The organism is Chloroflexota bacterium, assembly GCA_018648225.1.
Classification (GTDB): Bacteria; Chloroflexota; Anaerolineae; order Anaerolineales; family UBA11858; genus NIOZ-UU35.
This window is the reverse complement of sequence record JABGRQ010000127.1, coordinates 1-23,708: the sequence shown is the minus strand read 5'-3', so window position 1 is coordinate 23,708 and position 23,708 is coordinate 1. Positions and strand designations below refer to the sequence as shown.

The following is a 23,708-nucleotide window of genomic DNA, read 5'->3' as shown; positions in this document are numbered from 1 at the left end:
CTCAACCAGGTAGCAGTTTCCGTATTAGTGGTGGGCGAAAAGGCGTTGCACTAGCTAAAAAATACAAGCGCCATTTAATATTCCATGTTATCATTTTCGCTTCGCCGGCTTCAGGTCGGCGTTTGCTTTGGATGAAATATCAAAAAATAGGGGGGATGGTGCGCTCTGTCCACCATCCCCCCTATTTTTGGGAGTGATGTAAGTTGAAATGGAGAATTTTGAATGACTACGAAAAAAACTGAAACTTTAATTCCGCCCTTTGGTGGAAAGCTTGTGAACCTGCTGGTTTCCGAAGCTGAACGCGAAGCGGTAAGCGCCGCAGCGAACCATTATCCGGATATTCAACTCTCAGACCGCGCCCTGCACGATCTGGAGTTATTGGCTGTGGGTGGTTTTTCGCCCCTGGATCGCTTCATGGGCAGCGCCGATTATCAACGCGTGCTCACCGAAATGCGCCTGGCCGATGGCACCCTCTTCCCGCTGCCGATCACCCTCACGGTCAAGAAAGAAGACCTGCCGACTCGCTCGGAGTGGGTTGCCTTACGAGATTCACGCAACTACCTCATCGCGGCGATGCGCGTGGATGAAGTTTTTACCTGGGATCCTCAACGGGAGGCACGCCTCGTGCTCGGGAGCACCGACCATCGCCACCCCCTGGTCAGCGAAATGGAACGTTGGGGCGATCTGTGCATCTCCGGCGAGTTGAAAGTCATCAACCTGCCTACCTATTACGACTTCCAGGATATTCGCCGCACCCCGGCGCAGACGCGCACCCTGCTTGAAGGAATGGGGCAAAAGAACGTGGTTGCTTTTCAAACGCGCAACCCCATGCACCGCGTCCATGAGGAATTGACCAAACTGGCCGCTCAGGAAATCGGCGGCAGCTTGTTGATCCATCCGGTGGTTGGCCTGACCAAGCCTGGCGATGTTGATCACTTCACCCGCGTGCGTGTCTATAAAGCTCTGGCTGAAAATTATTACGACAAAAATGCCACGGTTCTTAGTTTGTTACCCCTGGCCATGCGGATGGCTGGCCCGCGTGAAGCCGTCTGGCATGCGATTATTCGCCGCAACTACGGCGCAAATCACTTCATTGTCGGTCGCGACCACGCTGGCCCCGGTAATGACAGTACCGGAAAACCTTTCTACGGGCCGTATGAAGCTCAGGATATGATGAAGCAATATGAGGAAGAAATCGGCGTCAAGATGGTGCCCTTCCAGATGATGGTGTATTTGCCCGACCAGGAAGAATATGTCACTATGGACAATGTGCCTGAAGGCGCTAATGTGAGTTCAATCTCCGGCACGCAGGTACGTGAAGACTACCTTGCCAAAGGCAAACTGCTGCCCGAATGGTTCACCCGCAAAGAAACCGCCGAAATTCTCGCCGAAGTTCACCCGCCTAAGAGCAAGCTGGGCCTTACCATTTGGTTCACCGGCCTTTCTGGCTGCGGCAAATCTACGATTGCCAGCGCCCTCATCCCCATGCTGATGGAGCACGGCCGTCAGGCCACCGTCCTCGATGGTGATGTTGTCCGCACGCATCTCTCGAAGGGCCTCGGCTTCAGCAAAGAAGACCGCGACACGAATATTATGCGCATCGGTTTTGTGGCCGGTGAAATTGCCCGCCACAACGGAACCGTCATCTGTGCTGCGATCAGTCCCTATCGCAACACCCGCAGCGAAGCCCGCAAGATGTCGGGCGAAGAGCGTTTTGTGGAGATTTTCGTCAATACCCCGCTCGAAGTTTGTGAGCAGCGCGACATCAAGGGCCTTTACGCCAAAGCTCGCCGCGGCGAAATCAAAGGCTTCACGGGCATTGACGACCCCTACGAAGAGCCGCTCAACGCCGAAATCGTACTTAACACCGTTGAAACTACCCCCGAAGAAAACGCCCGCGCCATCGTCGAATATCTCACAGAACAGGGTTTCCTTCAGTAAGTCTTCCAGGCGACAGGCACTTTCGTGGAGCATTCCGAACGAAGTTAGTGAACAAAGTGCCTGTCACCTTTTGCAAAATGACTCATTTGCCTGAACTTTTTCGACTGGATAACCGCGTAGCCATCGTCACCGGCGGGGCGGGATTACTGGGAACCGAATTCTGCCGCACGCTGGCCGAAGCGGGCGCGTCAGTGATCGTTTCGGATTTGGATGAAAAGGCCGCGCAAAAAGTGGCCGCATCCATCATCCAAAGCGGGTTCACCGCCCAGGCCGTGCGCACGGACGTGACCCGTGCTGATTCTGTTCAACAAACCGTAGATTCAGCCCTGAGCGCCTTCGGCTCCCTCGACATCCTTGTCAACAGCGCCGCCCTCGACCCCAAGTTTGACCCTGAAGCCAAAAGCGCGCATTCTGGAGCTTTCGAAGATTATCCCCTTGAACTTTGGAAGCAAGCCCTCGATGTCAACCTAACCGGCATGTTCCTGGCCTGTCAGGCTGCTGTCAAGCCCATGCTCGAGCAAGGCTGCGGCACAATCATCAACATCGCCTCGATGTATGGCGTTGTGCCGCCTGACCAGCGTTTGTACCAGCGAGAAGGACAGCCGTCCGCCTACAAGCCCGTGTATTACACTGTCACCAAATCCGGCGTCATCGGTCTGACCAAATACTTGGCCGCCTACTACGCGGGGAAGAATCTCCGTGTTAACACCCTCACGCCCGGCGGCGTTTTCAACGATCACGATGACGAATTCACGCAGAAATACGCGGCGCGCTCCATTCAAGGCCGCATGGCTGAAAAAGACGAAATGAACGGTGCGCTGCTCTTTCTCGCATCTGACGCATCCAAACACATGACCGGCGCCAATCTCATCGTCGATGGCGGCTGGACCGCGTGGTGATATGACCGAAGTTCTCGCCCTCATCCCCGCTCGCGGGGGATCAAAATCGATCCCCCGCAAAAATGTAATTGACTTTGCCGGGTATCCGCTGATTGCGTATAGTATTGCGGCGGGTTTGGCTGCCGAAACCGTGACGCGCGTCATCGTCTCCACGGATGATGCCGAAATCGCCGAGATTTCGCGTCGCTATGGGGCCGAGACCCCTTTTGTACGGCCCCAGGCCCATGCGCTAGATAACACCCCGGATTTGCCGGTTTTCGTTCATGCGCTGGAATGGCTCGCCGAGTACGAAGATTATCATCCCGATATCGTCGTCCAACTGCGCCCCACCTCCCCTTTCCGCCGCGTCTGGCATATTGACCAGGCTGTGCTGCGGCTCGTTGAGCGTCCCGATGCCGATGCGGCGCGCACGGTCTGTATCCCCTTCCAAAATCCCTTCAAAATGTGGCGCATCGGCCCCGATGGCCTGATGCAGCCCATCGGCAGCAATTTGGGCGTGAAGAACGAGCCATATAATCAGCCTCGTCAAGCCCTGCCCGAAATCTACTGGCAGACCGGCTATGTGGATGCGGCCTGGGCCGACACAATTTTGACCAAAAACTCGATGACCGGCGATTATATTCTGCCCTTGATTATTGATCCTAGTGAATGGATTGATATTGACTCGCCCGATGATTGGCGACGAGCAGAGCGTTTGATTGAAAGTGGGGAAATCACGTTAGACGATTTAGGTTTTGACCTATAAAAGAAGATTTCACCACAAAGGCACGAAGGCACAAAGTTTGTCGGTTTGTTTCTTCGTGTCTTAGCGTCTTTGTGGTGAAAAATATTCCCCGGAGTAAACCCCATGCCCGAAATTAAAATTGGCGACTGTCTGGTTGGCGACGGACAGCCCCCCTTTATCATTGCTGAGATCGGCGTAAACCACAACGGTATTCTCGAATATGCCTTTGAGTTGATTGATGCCTCAATCGACGCGGGCGCGGATGTCGTTAAATTCCAGAAGCGTAATCTCAAGAAACTCTATCCCAAAAAATACCTGGATAATGCCAACGTCGGCGAGAAAAACCTCAACTACCTGCTGCCGATTTTGCAGCGTGTGGAACTCACGGACAGCGATTATCATAGGATTATGGCTTACTGCGAGAAAAAGGGCATCACTTTCATGTGTTCGGCCTTCGATGATGATTCCGCCGACTTTGTGGAATCGTTGGGCGTACCCGCCTATAAGGTGGCTTCTGCCGATATGATCAACCTGCCCTTGATTGATTACTTGATTGGCAAGGGTAAACCGCTGATTGTCTCTACTGGCATGTCGCGCATGGAAGAGGTTGATACCACGGTTAATTTTCTCAAAGAGCATAATGCCGAATTCGCCCTATTACACTGCAACAGCGCCTATCCAGCTGCGTTTGCTGACATCAATTTGAGTTTTATGGATCGCTTGCGCGAGTACGGTGTTCCCGTTGGCTATTCTGGCCACGAGCGCGGCATATCTGTCTCGACAGTGGCTGCCGCGCTGGGCGCCTGCATCATCGAGCGGCATATTACCCTCGACCGCACGATGGACGGTCCCGATCATGCCTCCAGCCTGGAGCCGCACGGTTTCAAAAAGATGGTACGCGATATTCATCAAGTCATGGAAGCGATGGGCAGCGGCAAGGAAAAATACTTCACGATGGGCGAAATTCTCAATCGCGAAGTTTTGGCAAAAAGCCTTGTGGCGACTCGCAACATCGAGTCGGGCGAAGAGATCACCCGAAAAATGGTCACGGTCAAAGGCCCCGGGCAGGGGCTCTCGCCACAGCGTTATACTGAACTCATCGGGCGCGTCGCCGAGCGCACTATTGAAGAAGATGATCCCTTCTTGCCCGTGGATTTGGGCCGCCGTATCACCCTCGACATCGAACACACCCTGCCGATGAAATGGGGTTTCGTGGTGCGTTTCAACGATTTTCGTTCCATGTTGCAATATCAACCTCCGTTGCTCGAGTTCCATTTCACCGATAAAGACCTCGACGTAGCCTACCCCGGCGATGATCTCGACATGCAATTGGTCGTCCATGCTCCGGAATTTTGGGAGAATCATCTGGTAGATTTGTGTACCTTCGACGAAGATCAGCGCAAGGCATCCGTGCATATTTTGCAGCGCGGCATCAACGTCACCCGTGATATGGCTCAACATTTTGTCGGCACGCCCAAAGTCGTTGTTCATCCCGGCGCGGCCAGCCTCGACCAGCCCATCGCTGACCGCAAGGGGCTTTACGATAATTTGCGCCGCTCGGTAGAAGAACTTGACTACAACGATGTGGAACTGCTCATCGAAAACCTGCCCCCACATCCCTGGTATTTTGGCGGCCAGTGGCTCACCAACGCTTTCATGGATACTTATGAAATTCGTGATTTTCTCGATTCAATGGGCCTGATGACCTGCTACGACACCTCGCATCATAAACTCTACTGTAATTGGGCCGATGTCGATTTTTACGAGCAGGTCGAAGTCATCCTGCCCTACGTCTCGCACCTGCATCTCTCCGACGCTTCCGGCCTGGATGGGGAGGGCCTGCAAATTGGGCAGGGGAATATCGACTGGGTGCGCTTCTTCAAAATTATCAAAGATTATCATGGCACCATGATCCCCGAAATCTGGCGTGGCCATCAACGCGGCGGCGAAGGCTTTTTTGTTGCCATCAACCGCCTTTCCGAAGCTTACTTCAAAGCTGTGCAGAAATGAACCGCAGATAAACACAGATGAACGCAGATAAAAAAATAAAATCAGCGTTTATCTGCGTTCATCTGCGGTAAAGATTCCCCTTGGATATTATAAAACGGATACACAACGCCCATTTGCGGATTCAGGCCGATAGGCAGCTTGCGCGCCTCGGGCGTAAGATTGCTCAACAAGCGCCAGCGGACCCGGCCCGCGGGTTGGTTGCCTTTTTCAATGCCTCCTCACGCCTGGGGGGCATCAGCCTCAACGCCGCCTTCACCCAGCTCACCGCCTGGAGCGTGCAACTCGCCGGAGCCGAAGTCATCCACTTTGTCTGTCGCGCCGGAATGACGCGCTGCGTCCTCGGTACCAACCCCGACGATCATACCGCCGCGCCGCCCTGCGCCAGTTGCATCGCCCAATCGCAGAAACTCATCGGCCCAACCCCCGCCCACTTCTTTGAATACCAACCCAACCCCGCGCTCGAATCCCAACTCAACTCTCTCAACATCGAAGAACTCTCAATCTTCAACTTTCAACCTGTCAACCTGCCAACTCCCATCCCCTTAGGCCAGCTAACCTTACCCTCCCTCCGCTGGGCTTTGCGCCGCCACACCCTCCCCAACGATGAGCCGACGCGCCATCAACTGCGCCAATATATTCTCTCGGCTTACCGCGTCGCTGAAGAATTTGGTTGTTTCCTGACGCATCACAAACCCGATACAGTCGTGATTTTCAACGGGCTGCAATTCCCCGAAGCGACCGCTCGCTGGGTGGCGCGCCAACACGGCCTGCGCACCATCACCCACGAAGTCAGCTTTCAGCCCTTCTCGGCTTTCTTCACCGACGGCGACGCGACCGCCTACCCGATTGACATTCCCAACGAGTTTGAACTCTCCCCGGTGCAGAATGAACAGCTTGATGCTTGGCTAAGCCGCCGTTTCAAGGGCGAATTTACGATGGCGGGCATTCGTTTCTGGCCTGAAATGAGCGGCCTGGACGAAGAATTTGTGGCACACGCTGCCAACTTCAAGCAAATTGTGCCGGTGTTTACCAACGTCATTTTCGATACCAGCCAAATTCACGCCAACACGGTTTTTGAGCATATGTTCGCCTGGTTGGAAAGCATCATCGACGTTATTCGCCAAAACCCGGAGACTCTTTTCGTTGTTCGCGCCCATCCTGATGAAAAACGCCCCGGTACACGCAAGGGTACCCGCGAAGCCGTCAGCGATTGGCTGGCCGAGCGCGGCGTAGACAGCCTGCCCAACGTGATTTTCATTGACGCGCAGGAATATATTAGCTCGTATGATCTGATCCGGCGTGCTAAATTCGTGATGGTGTATAACTCGTCCATCGGTTTGGAAGCCACGCTCTTTGAGTGTCCGGTGCTGTGCGGCGGCCAAGCGCGTTACACGCAATACCCCACCGTGCATTTGCCGCAAACGCCCGAAGAATATCACCAAACCGCCGTAAAATGGCTCGTTGCGGACGAAATCGATATTCCTGTGGAATTCAAACAAAATGCCCGACGATTCTTATATTATCAGCTTTATCGCGTCTCGTTGTCGTTTGACCGCTATCTCACCGCGCACCCTACCCCCGGCTATGTACAACTCAAACCCTTCAGCGCGAATGACTTGCGCCCCGAAAATTCGTTTACCTTACGCGTTATTGTGGATGGCATTCTCGATAATCAACCTTTCCAGTTAGAGAATTAACGCAAAGACGCAAGGGGGCTAGGCCGCAAAGTTTCTATTTATATTTTTCTATGCGATTTTGCATCTTAGCGTCCTCGCGTTAAAAAAATGCCGATGAAAATTATCACTAAAGCTAAAATTTCCCTAAAATTTGTCCGCCGTCAGGCGCGTCGCACTGTGGCTACGCTTCAGCACGGCTCATTGACTGGCACGCCGATTCTGTTTGCCAACTCGTTTCCCAAGAGCGGCACGCATTTGCTGACACAAGTTTTGCAGGGTTTGACCCAAATCAGCCCGGCGGTGGAGAGCGGTTTGCCTGCCATCGTCACTTTTGATGGCCTGACTGGTCAGCCGCGCCCAACAGTCGATATTCTGCGCGATTTGTGCCGTTTGCGCCCCGGCGATGTGGCTTATGGGCATCTGCACGCCTTGCCCGAAGTTGCAGCGCATCTGACCGCACCCGGTGTGGCGGCGTTCTTTATTTTGCGTGACCCGCGCGACGTGGTAGTCTCGCATGTGCATTATGTCACCGAGATGGAGCCGAATCACGTGCATCATGCCCATTATCGGGATTCGCTGAAAGATTTTGATGAGCGTTTGCGGACAAGTATTCTAGGGCGGCCCGATTTGGCTGTGCCTTTCCCGGATATTCATGGACGCTTTGAACCTTATTTGGGGTGGTTCGACCGTCCCGAGGTGTTGACATTGCTCTATGAGGATTTCATTAGCCATCGAGAAAAGACTCTGCTGCGGGTGCTGAACCACGCCCGGAGCCGCGGGCTGAACATTCTGGTTAGAGAGCAGGAAGCCCTTCGGGCGTTAGAATCCGCCATTGACCCGCAAAAATCTCCCACTTTTCGCAGCGGAAAAATTGGCAAATGGCGCGAATCGTTTAGCGAAGCGCATAGATTGCTTTTCAAAGAAGTAGCGGGTGATTTGTTGATTCGGCTAGGCTATGAGCAAAATAATGACTGGTAGCAAACTGCGTTGCTCGTTGGTGATTCGAGCCTATAACGAAGAAAAACACATTGGCCGCCTGTTGACAGGAATCACCCAACAGACGCTTGAGGATGTCGAGATCATTCTGGTCGATTCAGGTTCGTCCGATGATACCGTGGCAATTGCTTCGCGCTATCCAGTGAAGATCGTTGAGATTAGGCCCGAAGAATTTACCTTTGGACGTTCATTGAATACAGGTATTCGGGCGGCGAGCGGAGAGTTGATTGTGATCACCAGCGCGCATTGCTACCCGGTCTACCCCGACTGGTTGGAGCGGCTGCTGGAGCCTTTTGCCGATGACGACGTTGCGGTGAGCTACGGCAAACAGCGCGGCGGCGAAACGAATCATTATTCAGAGTATCAATTTTTTCGTAAATATTTCCCCGATACGTCGCAGCCGCGGCAGGGACATCCGTATTCACATAATGCTAACGCCGCTATCCGACGCTCGCTGTGGGATCAGCATCCTTATAATGAAGATTTAACCGGCCTTGAAGATTTGGCCTGGAGCAGTTGGGCCAGCCAGCAGGGGCACGCGATTGCGTATTTGGCCGAGGCCGAGGTGATTCATTTGCACGATGAGCAACCCGCAACTGTCTATAATCGCTACCGCCGCGAGGCCATCGCTATGAAACAGATTTTGCCGCATAGCCAGTTTAGCCTGTGGAACTTCGTCCGTTTGTGGCTGGGCAGCACGTTTTCGGATTTGTTGCAAGCCCGCCGAGAACGAGTGCTTGCCCGGCATTGGCGCAGCATTCTCTGGTTTCGCCTGTACCAATATTGGGGTACGTATCGCGGTTATCGTTATTCAGGTAGAGTAGATGCCCGGATGCACCGTGCCTTTTACTATCCGCCGGGTATTCTGGATGAAAAAACGCCCGCCCCGCGCCGCATCCAACCGATTGAGTATGAGGAGTGAGGGTATAATCACGCTATGACCAAAATTGTCGCTCTTGTCCCCATGCGGCATTGTTCCCAGCGCGTGCCGGGGAAAAATTTTCGCTCCCTGGCGGGGAAGCCGCTTTTTCATCACATTATCGAAAAGCTATTGAGTGTGCCACAAATTGACGAGGTTGTAGTTAACACCGATAGCTCGAAAGTGCAAGATGGTCTGCGGGAAAACTTTCCCACAGTGCGCGTGATAGAACGTCCAGAACATCTACGCGCCGATACGATCCCGATGAATGAAATCCTGGCCTATGATATATCGCAAGTCGTCGCTGATTTTTATCTGCAAACGCATAGCACCAATCCCTTGCTGCGCGCTGAAACGGTTACGCACGCGATCGAGATGTTGTTAGGACAATATCCAACCTGCGATTCGCTTTTTTCAGTTACACGCTTGCACACGCGTTTGTGGGATCAGCTAGGCCGGGCAGTCAATCATAACCCGGCGATGCTGCTGCGAACCCAGGATTTGCCACCGGTATATGAAGAGAATTCTTGTATGTATATTTTTACCGCAGACATACTGAAAACGCGCCGCAACCGCCTTGGCGAACGTCCGCTGATGTTCGAGATTGACGCTGCCGAAGCCTGGGATATTGACGAAGAGCTTGATTTTGAGATTGTGGATTTTTTGATGAGGAAACGTTTGGACGTTTGAATGTGTTCGTAATTAAGGTAAACGCTTATGCCAACTATTCTTTTTACCGCCCCCTATATGATTCTTTTCCTCGACCGCTTCGGCCCAGTGCTGGAAAAGTACGGCCTGACGTTGATCGTCCCCGAGGTGGAAGAGCGCCTGGATGAAGATGACCTGCTCGAATATGCTGGTCGGTTTGATGGCACGATTTGTGGTGATGACCGCTACACGCCGCGCGTACTCGAGGCGTGTGTGCCGCGGTTGAAGGTCATTTCCAAATGGGGGACGGGCATCGACTCGATTGATCAGGCTGCCTGCGCTCGGCTGGGGATTAAGATTGGCAACACCCCCAATGCATTTACTCTACCCGTGGCGGATACGGTCATGGGCTATATTTTGGCTTTTGCCCGCCGCCAGCCGTGGATGGACCACGCTATGAAAACAGGCCAGTGGGAGAAAATCCCCGGACGTTCGTTGAGCGAGTGTACGCTGGGGGTGATCGGCGTGGGCAACATCGGCAAGGCTGTCATTCGGCGGGCGAGCGCCTTCGGGATGGAGTTGCTGGGTAATGATATTCGTCAGATTGAGCCGGATTTTGTCCGTGAGCAACGTCTGGAAATGACTTCGCTTGAAGATTTGCTCGACCGTGCCGATTTTGTTAGCGTGAACTGTGATCTCAATCCGACCAGCGTTCATCTGATGAATGCTGAAACATTTGCCATGATGAAACCCGAAGCTGTGCTGATTAATTCGGCGCGCGGCCCGATTGTGGATGAATCCGCTTTGGTGCAGGCCATCGAGAACGGATCTATCGCCGGGGTTGCGCTGGATGTTTTTGAGTACGAACCCCTCCCGGGGTCGAGTCCGTTGCTCCACATGGACAACGTCATGCTAGCTCCGCATAATTCCAATTCCAGCCCCGCGGCCTGGGAGCGCGTCCACTGGAACACGATCAAAAATTTGCTGGATGGATTGGATATTCCGACGGATGATTTTAACAAGTGGACGTAGTCCTATAACTCAAAACGAAATAATCACGAAGACACGAAGGCACAAAGAAAAACAAAAAGCTGTTCTTCGTGTCTTTGTGGTAAAAGTTGGATAAAATGAATAATCTTCAATCTCCAGTTTCCAAACCCAAATGCATGTTGATCACCGGCGCGGCGGGCGGCATTGGCCGTGCGACCGTGGCCTTGTTTACCGAAAAAGGTTGGCGCGTGATTGGCGTGGATCGCTCGGATTTTGGCCCAGAGTTCCCCACAAACGGCTTATTCATCAAGGCTGATATTTCGGATCCCGCCGCGCTGGAAGCAATTTTTAAGCAGGCGCAGCAATTTACCCAAACTTTGGCAGCGTTGATTAACAACGCCGCTTACCAGATCACCAAGCCGTTGCTTGAAACCAGTGTCGAAGAGTGGGACGCAGTGATGGCCTCCAATTTGCGCTCGGTGTTCTTGAGCGCCAAATTAGCCCACCCGTTGCTCGTTAGTCAGGGTGGCGGGGCGGTGGTGAATGTTTCATCTGTTCATGCCGTGGCGACTTCCAAAGATATTTCGGCCTATGCCGCCAGCAAGGGCGGATTGTTGGCCCTGACGCGGGCGATGGCGATTGAATTCGCCCCACAGAATATTCGTGTGAATGCGATTTTACCCGGTGCAGTGGATACGCCCATGCTGCGCGCCGGGATGAACCGTGATCATGCCGGGGACGGCTCGGTGCAGCAGCGTTTGGAAAATCTGGCCCGCAAAACTGTCAGCGGGAAGGTTGGCACCCCCGAAGAAATTGCCCAGGCAATCTACTTTTTGGCCGATAATACGCAATCTTCCTTTATGACTGGTCAGGCGCTGATCGTGGATGGGGGCGCGACAGCGCGACTCAGCACAGAATAAAGAACCGTTGAAAGTTACAGGTTGAGGGTTGAAAGTTGACCTGTAACCTCAACCTTCAACCTTCAATCTTCAACCTTCAACCTTCAACACTATGACAAATATTCGCCAAACCATCAAGAATCTATTTCCCCCCGCCCTCTGGCAGCCCATCAGCGAAGCCCGTTACGCGCTTAAACGCGTCGCTCAATGGCCGTTAGCGACATTGCATCCCTGGCGCAGGGAGAGCATCCGCCAGCTGGCCGCGCTTAAAGATGCCTACAAAGGTGAACGTTGTTTTATCATTGGCAACGGCCCCAGCCTCAAGCAGACCGATGTCTCGAAGCTGAAAGACGAATTCACCTTTGGGATGAATCGAATTTATTTAGCATTCCCCGAATGGGGCTTTTCGACGAGTTTTTTAGTTTCAGTGAATGATTTGGTCAACGAGCAATGCGCCGAAGATTTTATTAATCTCGATGTGCCGCGCTTCTTCTCGTGGCGTTCGCGTCGTTTCTTCTCTTCGCTCCCCACTCCCCACTCCCCACTCTCCACCTTTTTGCACACCACTTACACTGGCCCCAAGTTCGCCCAGGATGCGCGTGGCCGCCTCTGGGAAGGCGCTACCGTGACTTATGCTTGTCTGCAACTGGCCTATCATATGGGCTTCGACGAAGTCATTCTTATCGGCGTGGATCATAGTTTCGCCAGCAAAGGCCAGCCGAATACTACCGTGGTCTCTGGCGGCGATGACCCCAATCACTTTGACCCGCGCTATTTCGGCAAGGGCTTCCGGTGGCAGTTGCCCGACCTGGATACCTCCGAGCAGGCCTATCGCATGGCGCGCCACGCCTTCGAGTCCGCTGGTCGCCGCGTGCTGGATGCTACCATTGGGGGGCAGTTGACCATCTTCTCTAAAGTCAACTACGATGAGTTGTTTCAGTAAATCTTACGCGAAAATTATGAATGATGGACTCTAAAAACCGATTATTTTTTCAACCCCGTTGGATACTATGGCTGATTGTGTTTTTGGGCATTGTGTTGGGTCTGGGTATCCGCTTCTATGATCTCACCGACCCGCCCTTTGACTTTCAGGCTACGCGCCAGTTGCGTTCGGCGATCATTGCCCGCGGCATGTATTATGCTGATTTGGATGAAGCCCCCGAATGGCAGCGCGAGCGCGCCCTCGCCGTGATGGAAGCCGAAGCTCTGATTGAGCCGCCAATTTTGGAGCGGCTCTCGGTATGGGGCTACCATCTGACCGGGGGCGAGCATTTGTGGATTCCGCGCCTGTTGTCTGCTCTGTTTTGGGTTTCCGCGGGTATTGCGGTGTTGCTGCTGGGGCGCGAATTAGGCACCTTTGATGGCGGCGTGATAGCCTTGTTCTACTTGCTTTTCCTGCCATATAGTATTTACGCCTCGCGCGCTTTTCAGCCCGACCCCTTGATGGTGGCCTCCATCGCCTGGGCTGTGTGGGCGTCGGCGCGCTGGTATCGCCTGCGGACGATGAATAGCGCGCTCCTGGCTGGTTTGCTGGCGGGTTTATCGCTGTATATTAAGACTGTGGCGGTGTTCTTCGTAGGCAGCGCGTTGGTGGGATTGGTTTTGTTCGGTCTGGGATTGCGTAAAGCCTTGCGTGATCGACAGGTGTGGACGCTCGGAACGTTGGCCGTATTGCCGATGATTGCCTTTTATATTCATGGCATGTGGATTGATGGATATTTACAGCAGCAATTTGCATATCGGTTCTTTCCCGATCTGTTGCGCGACCCGGCGTTTTATATCCGTTGGCAAGAAATGGCGACCAATATCTGCGGATTTGGCACGCTGTTGGCCGCGCTGGTTGGCCTGTTGCTACTGAAAGATAAGGGCAAGCGCGGTTTGTTAGCCGGAATGTGGCTGGGTTATGCCGCATATAGCATGACTTTTGCCTACCACACGCTGACACACGATTATTATCAATTGCCCCTGATATTTATCATTGCCGCCTCGCTGACCGTTTTGGCCTCCGAAATTTTGGGGCGTATTGCTGAAGTGGAACGCGGCATCTGGGTGCGGATCGTGGTGATGATTGTGCTGCTCGTCGGGGCGTCTTTCAAAGCCTGGGATGTGCGTGTGAACCTGGCGCGCGATGACTACCGCGGTGATGCCGCATTTTGGCAAGAACTCGGCGAGTGGATTTCCCCCGACTCGGATGTTCTATCGATGAGCCAGGCCTATGGGCAGGCTTTGTATTTCTTTGGCTGGGTGCCCAACGATCCCTGGCTCAGTCAGGGCGATATCAATATGCGCGTCCTGGCCGGAACGCCCGAAGAAAAAGTCGTACAAGCGCAGTACGATATGATCCCCAAGTATGATTATTTTGTCATCACCAAAGTTGGCGAATTCCACGCCGATGCGCGCTTATCGGAATTAATGTATAACAATTACACTGTCGTTGTCGAAAATGACAGCTACATAATTTTTGATCTAAGAAAGTGAGTCAGAAGTAGGGAATAGGAAGTATCGTTTTGCTCCCTATTCCCTACTTCCTACCCCATGAAACCACTTGTATCCGTAGTAACCCCATCGTATAACCAGGCTCAATTCCTGGAAGACACCATCCGTTCGGTGCTGGCGCAAGATTATCCCAATATTGAATATATTGTTGTGGATGGCGGCTCCAATGACGGCAGTGTGGAAATCATCGAAAAATATGCCGATCAGTTGGCCTGGTGGGTTTCTGAACCCGATAGCGGTCAGGCCGATGCCATCAACAAAGGCCTCAAACGTGCTCGCGGCGAAATTGTTGCCTGGCTCAACTCTGATGATATTTACTTCCCCGATGCCATTTCCGAAGCCGTAGAAGCGCTCCAGGCGCACCCTGATGTGGGCATGGTCTTCGGCAACGCCATCTCGATGGATGCCAATGGCTACCCGCTCCACAACCAGACCTTTGACGATTGGGGCATGGAAGATTTGATGTGTTACAACATCATTTGCCAACCGGCGGTCTTCATGCGCCGCGATACCCTTGAAAAAGTTGGTTTTCTGGATCAATCGTATCACTACCTGCTCGATCATCATCTCTGGCTGCGCATCACCAACTTGGCCGGGGCGCAGCACGTCGATTCAATTTGGGCGGGAGCGCGCCATCACCGCGACGCGAAGAATGTCGCCCGCGCAGCCGAGTTCAGCCAGGAAGTCTTCCGTGTGCTGGATTGGATGCAGGAGCAAGCGACTCTCACCGGGCGTATGAAAAAGCTCAAACGGCGCATCTGGGGTGGGGCGTATAATATCAGCGGGCGTTATTTGCTCGAAGGCGGGTTGCCCGGCCCGGCCTTGCGCGACTACTGGCGCGCCACTATTCGCGATCCCAGTTTGCTCAAGTTCTACTGGCACCGCATGATCTATGCCCTGCTTAGCCTGATCGGCTGGAGCGGCGCTGCTGATTGGTATTACTCGCTGATGACCCATTTTCGGCCTGAGGTGGGGGATGATCTGCGTTTGCGAAATTGGCCGGGCTTGAATATCGCCGCCAATAATGCACCAATTGTGATTACTGGGGTGCATCGCTCTGGCACAACCTGGGTGGGCAAAATGATCGCTGCCAGCCGCGATGTCATTTATCTCAGCGAACCGCTCAATCTGTGGCACCGTCCCGGTGTCATGCGCACCCCCGTGGCGCATTGGTATCAATATATCTGCGATGAAAACGAACAATTTTTCCTGCCTGCCCTGCGCGAAACTCTGGGGTATCGCTACCATATCAGCACCGAAATTTTCTCGATTCGCACAATTAAAGATATTGGCAGAATGCTCCGGGATATGTACCGCTTTATCAAGGGGAACCTCACCGATGCTCGTCCGCTGCTCAAAGACCCCTTTGCGGTATTCTCATCTCCGTGGTTCTCCCGCCGCCTGGGCGCAAAAATCGTCATCGTCGTGCGCCATCCGGTCGCCTTTGTCAGCAGCCTCAAGCGTCTGGGCTGGACCTTTGACTTTCAGAATATCCTCGATCAACCCTTGCTGATGCGCGACCATTTGGGCGAGTTTCGCCCGGAGATGGAAGCCATGCTGCCTTATCCGGAAGATATTGTCGGCCAGGGGAGTTTATTGTGGCGAATGGTGTATAGCGTGGTGGAGCAGTACCGCACAACACACCCGGAATTTGTGGTGATTCGCCACGAAGATATTTCACTACACCCGGTGGATGGCTACCAAGATATGTACGCGGCTCTGGGGTTGGCCTTTACCCCCTGGGTGCGTCGAAAAATCACGCAATCCACGCATAGGAGCAACCCGAAAGAACAGCCTGAACAACGCGAATTTTCTACACAACTCGACAGCCGCGCTAACCTGCTCAACTGGAAGCACCGCCTGGCCGATGAAGAAATTGCCCGTGTGTACGAGTTGACGGCTGATGTGGCAGAAATTTTCTATTCCGATGACGAATGGCAACAATGGACCGGCAGCCGTTAGTTTCGATTGTCACTCCCTCCTTCAATCAGGCACAATATCTCGAAGCCACGCTTCGCTCGGTGCTGGAACAGGACTACCCCAACATCGAATATATTGTTGTGGATGGCGGCTCGACGGATGGCAGCGTCGAGATCATTAACCGCTACGCCAACCGGCTGGCCTGGTGGGTCTCAGAACCCGATGCGGGGCAGACCGCGGCGATCAACAAAGGCTTTGCCCGCGCCCGGGGCAAAATTTTAGCCTACCTTAATTCGGATGATACCTATAACCCCGGCGCTATCGCCACCGCGGTGGAATTTCTGATACAAAACCCCACCATTGGGCTGGTATACGGCGATGCAAATTTCATCGACGCACAGGGCAATATCATTGGCCAATTCAACGCCCAACAAACCAGCCTGGAACGTCTGCGCCGCGGGGGGGTGTATGTGCCGCAGCAAGCTGCTTTTTGGCGTGGGGATTTATGGCGACAGGTCGGCCCCCTCGATGAGAGTTTTTACTTTGCGATGGACTACGACCTGTGGGTGCGCCTGGCCGCTGTGTCCGAAATCCGTTATTTGCCGGGGCGCGTCTGGGCCAACTTCCGCCTGCACGACGATGCAAAAACTATCGCCGCTGACGAGCGCTGCTGGCCTGAAATGCTGCGCATCCATCGCCGCGACGGGGGCAATTGGCTCTCATGGATTTACCTGCGTTATTATGCCCGCCGTGCGCTGGCTCCGCTGATTAATTGGCGGCGCAGACGAAAATTAGCCCCTAAAGACCTCAGAGATTTTTAGGGTTTAATACAAACGAACCACAAAGACACAAAGACGCGAAGGAAAAAACTTTGTGCCTTTGTGTCTTTGTGGTTAATGTGCTTTCTGTTATAATGACCATCTAAATTGGTCATACGACCTAAAAAGGTGGTCTTTGGTGATAGAGTCTTTACTTGGGTCTGAGAATAGTGAGCGCGTTCTGATTTTCCTGGTTGCTCGTCAAACGGGATACGCCAGGGAAATTGCGCGCTTTTTCGATACGAGTCTATACGGTGTTCAAAAACAATTGGACAAACTGGAAACCGGCGGGGTCTTGGTAAGCCGTATGGTGGGGCGTACACGGCTCTACGAGTTTAACCCCCGATACCCATTTCTAAATGAGCTTAAGTCGCTGCTAGAAAAAGCGCTTTCATTCTATGCAGCAGAAGAGCGCGAGCAATTGCTACTTAACAGACGCAGACCGCGCCGTCGGGGAAAACCATGACAAAATCGATTAGCGAAATGTCGCAAGGGGAGTTGGGGGCTTTTGTACAATCTCATTTGAAAACCAAAGGGATCGATGTTGTTCTTTCCGGCGGGGCAGTCGTCTCAATTTATAGCCAGAATCGCTATGTTTCCCTGGACCTGGATATGATAAATACGCGGACTGTCCGGCATCAGAAGATTGCTTCAGTTATGATGAGGATTGGTTTTCAAGAAGAAGGCCGACATTTTACGCACCCAGGGACCAAGTTTTTTGTCGAATTTCCTCCTGGGCCGCTGACGATAGGTGAAGAACCTGTCGGGCAAATCAACGAAATTCACTATTCAACGGGTGTTCTTCGTATTCTTTCCCCAACCGATTGTATAAAAGATCGGTTGGCTGCATTTTATTTCTGGGGAGATCGGCAGTGCTTGCATCAGGCAATTTGGGTGGCGCAAAAGCAAAATTTTGATTTTGACGAAGTTCGCCGCTGGTCACAGGATGAAGGTCGATTGGATGAGTTTGAAGAATTTCGTACGAAGTTGACCACGGACGAGTGAGCGCGCAAAAATCAACGTGAATTCGAATACCGAACGCCAAAAATGGGATGATTACTACGCCTCGCTGCCCGATGCGGCTGCCGAAGACGAGCATACGCGCCAGTTTCGCGCGGAGTTTGCCACCCTGGTGAGCGAACTGCTCCCCGATGGTGGGCGCGTGCTCGAAGCGGGTTGTGGAGCCGGTGAACAAAGCCTGGTGCTGGCGCAGCAAGGGTATGACGTCACCCTGCTGGATTTTTCATCCGAAGCACTGGCGCGTGCGCGAGAAAATTTCGAGCGCGTTGGCCTGCACGCCGAATTCATTCTCGAAGATGCTTTCCAATCCGGCATAGCGGAATATGATCTGGTTTTCAACGCTGGTGTACTGGAGCATTACGATTTTGAGCAGCAGGCCGCTTTATTGCACGCCATGTCCAGCCGCAGCCGCAAATATGTGTTGGCGCTCGTTCCCAATGCGCAAAATTACTGGTATTGGTTGTGGCGCGCCCACAAGAGCAGCCAGAATTTGTGGCCGTTTGGCAAAGAGATCCCTGTCCATGATTTGAGCCGCGCTTTTCAGTCTGCCAGACTGAACTACCTTGGCCGCGCGTATCTCGGCGCAAGCTGGACGGAAAGTTTCATCGATGGGGTAGATGGAGTTGATCCTGAACTCAAAACACTGCTGATTGATATTCATCGGGCCGGGATTATGCCCCCAGAGCAGACTTGTTATCTTGTGGCAGGCCTGGGAGCAGTGGACGACTCGCCCGCGCCCGCGAGCAGATGGGACGCAATTTCAGAGTTGCATCCCACATCCCATGAAGCCGAATCTCTGGCCGCGGCCCTGGCCGACGCGTTGGCCTTGCTAATTGAAGTCCGCCGCGCCACAGAGACGCAGCGCGCCGAATTTTTGACCCAAATTGAAATACTGCGTGTCCAACTCCAGCGCGTGGAACAGGATCATGCCCAGACCTTGCTGGAACGCGTTCAGGCGATGGAGCAAAATAGTGCGGCAGAACTGGCGCAGAAAATTCAGGAAACTGAGCGCCGAAGCGCATCGGATCTGGCCAGAAAAATTGATGAACTTGAAAACCGACAGGCTGAAGCGACGCTCCAGTTTGAGCAGCACAGCGCAGAACGGCTTGTCGCTCACCTGGATGAGCTTGAACGCCGCAAGGATGCCGCCGCTGCCGAAAAATTGAGCGCACTAGAATCGCAGCGCGAAGCCGCGCTGCTTGAAAAGCTCAAAGAACTCGAACACCAGCAGGTTTTTGACTATACCGGCCTGATTCGCCAGATGGAGCACGACCACACAGGGGTACTTGTGAGTATGAATTTGGAGATTGCGCATCTTCGGGCGCATTTGGATGCTCTTCGTCCGCCTCTCACGCCGGGGTGGCGCGCGAAACTCCATGCTTTGGGGCGCAGAATTCTCATCAAGTTGAGACTACTCCCCATACTTAAGCGTGTCCGGCATCGTTTCCGCAAACAGGTTTTTCCTGTAGTCATTGATTCGGAAGTCTCTTATCAGCAGCCTGTGCAGCTTGGGCATCCTGATGTGCCGCCGGAGCAGCGTGTGGTTATTCTCACGTATACGTTTTTTGATTTCGACGGTAACGTGATGTATTCGGGTGGCGCCGAGCGCTATGTTCTGGAATTGGCGGGCCTGATCCGTGAGATGGGTTATACGCCCGAGCTTGTTCAGTGTGGCAATGGCTATTGGGTGCGCTATTACCGCGATTTGCGTGTTACGGGCCTGGATGTGGGCGGCGATGCGGCCCGCCTGCCCGAAGAGTTTGCCCGCCTGCCCCATGCCGCCGCGCTGACGATTTTTTCGCCCTTTTCGTTGGCGGTTCCTGTAGCGGGGGCATCGCTGGGTATCAGTCACGGCGTATTTTGGGATTACGCGGATTATCAGGCCAATCTGCCTGCCATGCAGACGGTGTTGAGCGCCTGTCGCCATTTGGATACGATTGTTTCGGTGGATACGAATACGATCAACTGGGCGCGAGCCAATCTGGCTAGTTTGGCGGAGAAGTTTGTATATGTGCCCAATTTTGTGGATGTGGATGTGTTTATGCCCCCCTCTCCCAATTTCAGGAGAGGGGGTGAGGGTATCACTATCCTCTACCCTCGCCGCCTGTATCGTCCGCGCGGTTTCTGGCTCGTAGCCGAGATTTTGTCCGAAATTTTGGATGCCTACCCCAAAGCGGAATTCTATTTTGTTGGGCAGGCGGACGCGCTCGAAGTGGAGCAAATTGAAAAGTGGCTGGATCAATACCCGGGGCGCGTGCGTTGGGGTGCGCTGCCGCCCGAAGAAATGCCCGCTGTCTATCAGCAGGCGCACATCACCCTGATTCCGACCATTCACAGCGAAGGGACATCACTTTCGTGCCTCGAAGCGCTGGCCGCGGGTAATGCTGTTGTTGCTACGGATGTGGGTGGTTTGCCGAATTTGGTTATCAATGGCTATAATGGTCTTCTGATTAATCCGAGCGCCCTGGCCCTGGTTGGGGCTTTGCGGCATTTGCTCGATAACCCGGAGATGCGCGCCCAATTCGGCGCGCGCGGCCGCGAAGTAGCACAAGCGTTCTCGCTGGAACGCTGGCAGTCGCAATGGCTGAAGCTGCTGCGCCGCAATCTCTCCACGCTGACAGAACCCGCTCCGCGTTTACCCACAGTTTATTTTCCGCCTGCGCCGGGTATTCCCTGGGATGGCATTAAACAACGTCCGCATCATCTTGCCACGCAGTTGGCAAACGCGGGCATCGAAACCTTTTGGGGCGATTGGGCGCGACGCGGTGACAGCCCGCACCCTCTGCTACATATTCTTGGCCCTGATGATGAAGTGTGCTTGCGCGGCGCGGCGGTGATTATCTATTACCCCCATCACTATCCGCAACTGGCTGAATACGATCAACCCTTCGTGATTTACGATGTGCTGGACGACATCAGTATCCACGCCGAATCTGACCGCGTACAAAAATTACCTCCGGGTTTTCGGGCGGTGGACTATCATCAGAAATTACTTGCCGAAGCCGATCTGGTGGTTACTTCCTCCAGGGTGCTATATCACCGTATCCGCGAACAACGCCCGGACGCTCTGCTGATTCCCAACGGTGTGGATTTAGCGCATTTTATGCCCACCCAAAAAACGTCAAACTCAGCGCCGGTCATCGGATTCCACGGGGCGATTGCTGAATGGTTCGATTTCGATTTACTGGCCGAAGTTGCCCGTCAGCGCCCTGAGTATCAATTTCGTTTGATTGGCCCAGCCTCGGTTAGGCTTAATACGTTGACAGCCTTGCCGAATATAACCCACCGTGGCCCTGTCGCCTATGAAAAAATTCCTGCGCAGGTGGTTCGCTTCGATGTCGGCATCTTGCCCTTTCGCCTAAACGAACTGACTCACGCCGTGCGTCCGCTAAAGGTGCTTGAATATCTGGCGATGGGCATTCCCGTGGTTGCCACGCCGCTGAAAGAACTTAAGGACTGGCCTGGCGTATTCACAGCGACCACACCTGAACAGTTTGCTGTTGCCCTCGACAAGGCTCTGGCGATGAAAAACGCCATCCGTGAAGATGAGCAGGTAAGAGCTTTCATCGATGCCGCCGATTGGGGGGAAGCCGCGCGCCCATTGGTGGAGGCGATCAAGCAAAAGTTCTAACGCAAAGACGCGGAGACGCAAAGGTTTTTATATATTTTCCACGACTCTGCGCCTTTGCGGATTTGCGTTTGAATCCTGATAATGCTTAGAAATTTACGATACTGGATTAGGATTGCGGGACCAATTTTCAGCCTGTTGTTGAGTATCGTCGTTGCCGGGCTGGTGTTTTTGCGTCCCCGCGCCCCTTTTGTGGCTTACGAGAATGATGTTGCCATAGGTCTGGTTTATCTACTGGTATTTCTGGGCGCGGGTGTTCTGTATCTATTGAACGCTGGACGCGCTTTGTCTCTACTCGCCTGGGGCATGATTGGCGGGCTGATTTTTGTCGCCGCCCGCACCCCGAAAACTGCCCTCAGCCTGCTTTTGCTATGCTGGATTCTTTGGCTGAGTTGGCGACTGGGAAAGCAACTTCTGAAGCGGATCGCGCCCCGCGCTGATTGGCCTGCCTGCGAAGGGGATGTGCTTTCCCTGGCTCTGGGCTGGGGCGTACTTATGGCGCTGACTCTGTTCCTGGGCGTAAGCGGCATCTATCAGCGCTGGGTGTTTTACGCATTGCTGGTTGTTCTAAGTATATGGGGAGCCTTTTCTTACCACCAAGATACTGAGACACGAAGGAAGACTTTTAAACATTCTTTGTGCTCCTTTGTGGTACATCCCAATCCCGTTAATTCGCTGCATCTCTTCCTTCTCGTCATTTTCGCTGCGGGCAGTTTTCTGTGGTCATTGGCCCCTGCCGTGCGCTATGATGCCCTCAGTTACCACCTCGCCGTGCCGCTGCGCTATCTCGCTGCCGGGCGGATGCTCGAACTCCCCGAATCCTTCCAGACCTATTCCGCGCACTATGGGGAAATGCTTTACACCCTGGCACTCGGCATCGGCACTCAGCCCTTGCCGACTTTGCTCAACTTCAGCGCCGGGTTGCTACTCGCCGCGCAGACCTATTCAATCGGCAGGCGGCTTGGGGGTCACGCCACCGGCTTGATAGCGGCGTTGCTGCTCTACTCTTTGCCTATCATCGGGATTGAATCCGCTACAGCCTACACGGATATTTTCGTCGCCGTTTTCGTTACCGCCGCGGTACAAATTTTTTTGCATTGGCGAGAATCACTCGATGATCGCTGGTTATTCCTGATGGGTATTTTTTCCGGCCTGGCGCTGGGGACGAAGTTGAACGCCTTTTTCTTGCTGCTGCCCTTTTGGTTTTTGGTTTTTAACGCAAAGGCGCAAAAGACGCCAGGAACGCAAAGTTTTTTTTCTAAAATCTCTTCGCGTCTTGGCGTTAAGTTTTTTTCGCGCCTGTTGTTACCAATGGTGTTATTATGGCTTCCCTGGCTACTGCGTGATTTCATCTGGACGGGCAACCCCATCTTTCCCAACTATAACCAAATCTTCCACAGCCCGGATTGGTTCGCGGCGCCTTTCTTTCGAATCCAGCCCACGGGCGGCATTGTCTGGCGCATGTTCGCCTTCCCCTGGGCAGGTATTACCGATTCGTATCGTTATTACCACGAAGCACCGGGCGCGCTGCTGGGCGCGCTGCCCTTGCTTAGTTTCCCGTGGTTGTACGATTGGCGCAAACACAGGGGGTTATTTTTAGCTTTTATCGCTGCTCTTGTGATGATCTTTGCCTACGGTGGCAGCGTGCGTTATCTGATGCCGTTGTTTCCGCTGTTAAGCGCGTTGGCAGCGTTGAATATTAAAAAAATAGTTTCCGGCTTCGCATTTTATAACGCGAATAGCGCGAATGAGCGAATGGCGCGAATAAGTTTTAAAATCAATTCGCGTCATTCGCCTATTCGCGTCATTCGTGATAAAAATAAACCACTCCGGTTTGCTATATTTGCGTTTTTTGCACTGGGGATGCTCTACCTCATCTCCACGCGGCTGGCCTTCACTGCGCGCTGGTGGGAAATTCCCGAACGCTACCCGGTTGGAATCTGGTTGGACACGGAAACGCAGGAAGAATTTGTAGAGCGCATTCTTCCGGTTTATGGAGCCTTTGAATATCTCGACGCGCTCGGTCAGTTCAAAGTATTCTCCGTGGGCAATGAACTGCGCCTGTATACCGATTCTGCCATCTACGGACCGCTCTTTTCAAAAGAGGCTTTCGTGCTGCTGCAC

Annotated in this window: 18 protein-coding genes; all 18 read left to right on the top strand. The window is 53.4% G+C overall.

What is annotated here, in order from left to right; all coding sequences use genetic code 11:
* The first annotated feature begins 222 nt into the window (after positions 1-222).
* Positions 223-1,941 carry a bifunctional sulfate adenylyltransferase/adenylylsulfate kinase gene (locus tag HN413_12790; GenBank protein ID MBT3391274.1) on the top strand — a complete coding sequence of 573 codons (1,719 nt, stop codon included), beginning with the start codon at positions 223-225 and terminating at the stop codon, positions 1,939-1,941.
* A 77-nt stretch (positions 1,942-2,018) separates the two neighbouring features.
* Positions 2,019-2,840, top strand: a complete 822-nt coding sequence (locus HN413_12785) for an SDR family oxidoreductase (protein ID MBT3391273.1) — start codon at positions 2,019-2,021, stop codon at positions 2,838-2,840.
* Position 2,841: 1 nt separating this feature from the next.
* Complete coding sequence (locus tag HN413_12780) at positions 2,842-3,585, top strand: acylneuraminate cytidylyltransferase family protein (GenBank protein ID MBT3391272.1); 744 nt, start codon at positions 2,842-2,844, stop codon at positions 3,583-3,585.
* A gap of 102 nt (positions 3,586-3,687) precedes the next feature.
* The gene (locus HN413_12775) at positions 3,688-5,574 is read left to right on the top strand and encodes a TIM barrel protein (GenBank protein MBT3391271.1); all 1,887 of its coding nucleotides are present in this window, start codon (positions 3,688-3,690) and stop codon (positions 5,572-5,574) included.
* A gap of 80 nt (positions 5,575-5,654) precedes the next feature.
* Positions 5,655-7,271, top strand: a complete 1,617-nt coding sequence (locus HN413_12770) for a hypothetical protein (protein MBT3391270.1) — start codon at positions 5,655-5,657, stop codon at positions 7,269-7,271.
* A gap of 87 nt (positions 7,272-7,358) precedes the next feature.
* On the top strand, positions 7,359-8,228 hold the full coding sequence (locus HN413_12765) for a hypothetical protein (protein ID MBT3391269.1): 870 nt from the start codon (positions 7,359-7,361) through the stop codon (positions 8,226-8,228).
* Positions 8,218-9,168 carry a glycosyltransferase family 2 protein gene (locus HN413_12760; protein ID MBT3391268.1) on the top strand — a complete coding sequence of 317 codons (951 nt, stop codon included), beginning with the start codon at positions 8,218-8,220 and terminating at the stop codon, positions 9,166-9,168. Before HN413_12765 ends, HN413_12760 begins: the two co-directional genes overlap by 11 nt.
* A gap of 15 nt (positions 9,169-9,183) precedes the next feature.
* The gene (locus HN413_12755) at positions 9,184-9,855 is read left to right on the top strand and encodes an acylneuraminate cytidylyltransferase family protein (GenBank protein ID MBT3391267.1); all 672 of its coding nucleotides are present in this window, start codon (positions 9,184-9,186) and stop codon (positions 9,853-9,855) included.
* A 27-nt stretch (positions 9,856-9,882) separates the two neighbouring features.
* Positions 9,883-10,845, top strand: coding sequence for a phosphoglycerate dehydrogenase (locus HN413_12750; GenBank protein MBT3391266.1), 963 nt, complete (start codon positions 9,883-9,885; stop codon positions 10,843-10,845).
* 95 nt (positions 10,846-10,940) lie between these two features.
* Positions 10,941-11,723 carry an SDR family oxidoreductase gene (locus HN413_12745; GenBank protein MBT3391265.1) on the top strand — a complete coding sequence of 261 codons (783 nt, stop codon included), beginning with the start codon at positions 10,941-10,943 and terminating at the stop codon, positions 11,721-11,723.
* Positions 11,724-11,814: 91 nt separating this feature from the next.
* Positions 11,815-12,645 (top strand): DUF115 domain-containing protein, encoded by an 831-nt coding sequence (locus HN413_12740; protein MBT3391264.1) that lies wholly within the window; start codon positions 11,815-11,817, stop codon positions 12,643-12,645.
* A gap of 20 nt (positions 12,646-12,665) precedes the next feature.
* A complete protein-coding gene (locus tag HN413_12735) occupies positions 12,666-14,180 on the top strand; it encodes a hypothetical protein (GenBank protein MBT3391263.1) in 1,515 nt (504 codons plus the stop codon).
* A 57-nt stretch (positions 14,181-14,237) separates the two neighbouring features.
* The gene (locus HN413_12730) at positions 14,238-16,160 is read left to right on the top strand and encodes a glycosyltransferase (protein MBT3391262.1); all 1,923 of its coding nucleotides are present in this window, start codon (positions 14,238-14,240) and stop codon (positions 16,158-16,160) included.
* On the top strand, positions 16,133-16,939 hold the full coding sequence (locus HN413_12725; protein MBT3391261.1) for a glycosyltransferase: 807 nt from the start codon (positions 16,133-16,135) through the stop codon (positions 16,937-16,939). Before HN413_12730 ends, HN413_12725 begins: the two co-directional genes overlap by 28 nt.
* Before the next feature lie 136 nt (positions 16,940-17,075).
* The gene (locus HN413_12720; GenBank protein MBT3391260.1) at positions 17,076-17,402 is read left to right on the top strand and encodes a winged helix-turn-helix transcriptional regulator; all 327 of its coding nucleotides are present in this window, start codon (positions 17,076-17,078) and stop codon (positions 17,400-17,402) included.
* Positions 17,399-17,941 (top strand): hypothetical protein, encoded by a 543-nt coding sequence (locus tag HN413_12715; GenBank protein MBT3391259.1) that lies wholly within the window; start codon positions 17,399-17,401, stop codon positions 17,939-17,941. Before HN413_12720 ends, HN413_12715 begins: the two co-directional genes overlap by 4 nt.
* A gap of 16 nt (positions 17,942-17,957) precedes the next feature.
* A complete protein-coding gene (locus HN413_12710; protein MBT3391258.1) occupies positions 17,958-21,587 on the top strand; it encodes a glycosyltransferase in 3,630 nt (1,209 codons plus the stop codon).
* An 81-nt stretch (positions 21,588-21,668) separates the two neighbouring features.
* The coding region (locus HN413_12705) for a DUF1420 family protein (protein MBT3391257.1) at positions 21,669-23,708 on the top strand (2,040 nt) is incomplete at its 3' end.

Coding starts and splice junctions, on each gene's coding strand:
- HN413_12790 (MBT3391274.1), top strand. CDS start 223: ATGACTACGAAAAAAACTGAAACTTTAATTCCGCCCTTTGGTGGAAAG.
- HN413_12785 (MBT3391273.1), top strand. CDS start 2,019: ATGACTCATTTGCCTGAACTTTTTCGACTGGATAACCGCGTAGCCATC.
- HN413_12780 (MBT3391272.1), top strand. CDS start 2,842: ATGACCGAAGTTCTCGCCCTCATCCCCGCTCGCGGGGGATCAAAATCG.
- HN413_12775 (MBT3391271.1), top strand. CDS start 3,688: ATGCCCGAAATTAAAATTGGCGACTGTCTGGTTGGCGACGGACAGCCC.
- HN413_12765 (MBT3391269.1), top strand. CDS start 7,359: ATGCCGATGAAAATTATCACTAAAGCTAAAATTTCCCTAAAATTTGTC.
- HN413_12760 (MBT3391268.1), top strand. CDS start 8,218: ATGACTGGTAGCAAACTGCGTTGCTCGTTGGTGATTCGAGCCTATAAC.
- HN413_12755 (MBT3391267.1), top strand. CDS start 9,184: ATGACCAAAATTGTCGCTCTTGTCCCCATGCGGCATTGTTCCCAGCGC.
- HN413_12750 (MBT3391266.1), top strand. CDS start 9,883: ATGCCAACTATTCTTTTTACCGCCCCCTATATGATTCTTTTCCTCGAC.
- HN413_12745 (MBT3391265.1), top strand. CDS start 10,941: ATGAATAATCTTCAATCTCCAGTTTCCAAACCCAAATGCATGTTGATC.
- HN413_12740 (MBT3391264.1), top strand. CDS start 11,815: ATGACAAATATTCGCCAAACCATCAAGAATCTATTTCCCCCCGCCCTC.
- HN413_12735 (MBT3391263.1), top strand. CDS start 12,666: ATGATGGACTCTAAAAACCGATTATTTTTTCAACCCCGTTGGATACTA.
- HN413_12730 (MBT3391262.1), top strand. CDS start 14,238: ATGAAACCACTTGTATCCGTAGTAACCCCATCGTATAACCAGGCTCAA.
- HN413_12725 (MBT3391261.1), top strand. CDS start 16,133: ATGGCAACAATGGACCGGCAGCCGTTAGTTTCGATTGTCACTCCCTCC.
- HN413_12715 (MBT3391259.1), top strand. CDS start 17,399: ATGACAAAATCGATTAGCGAAATGTCGCAAGGGGAGTTGGGGGCTTTT.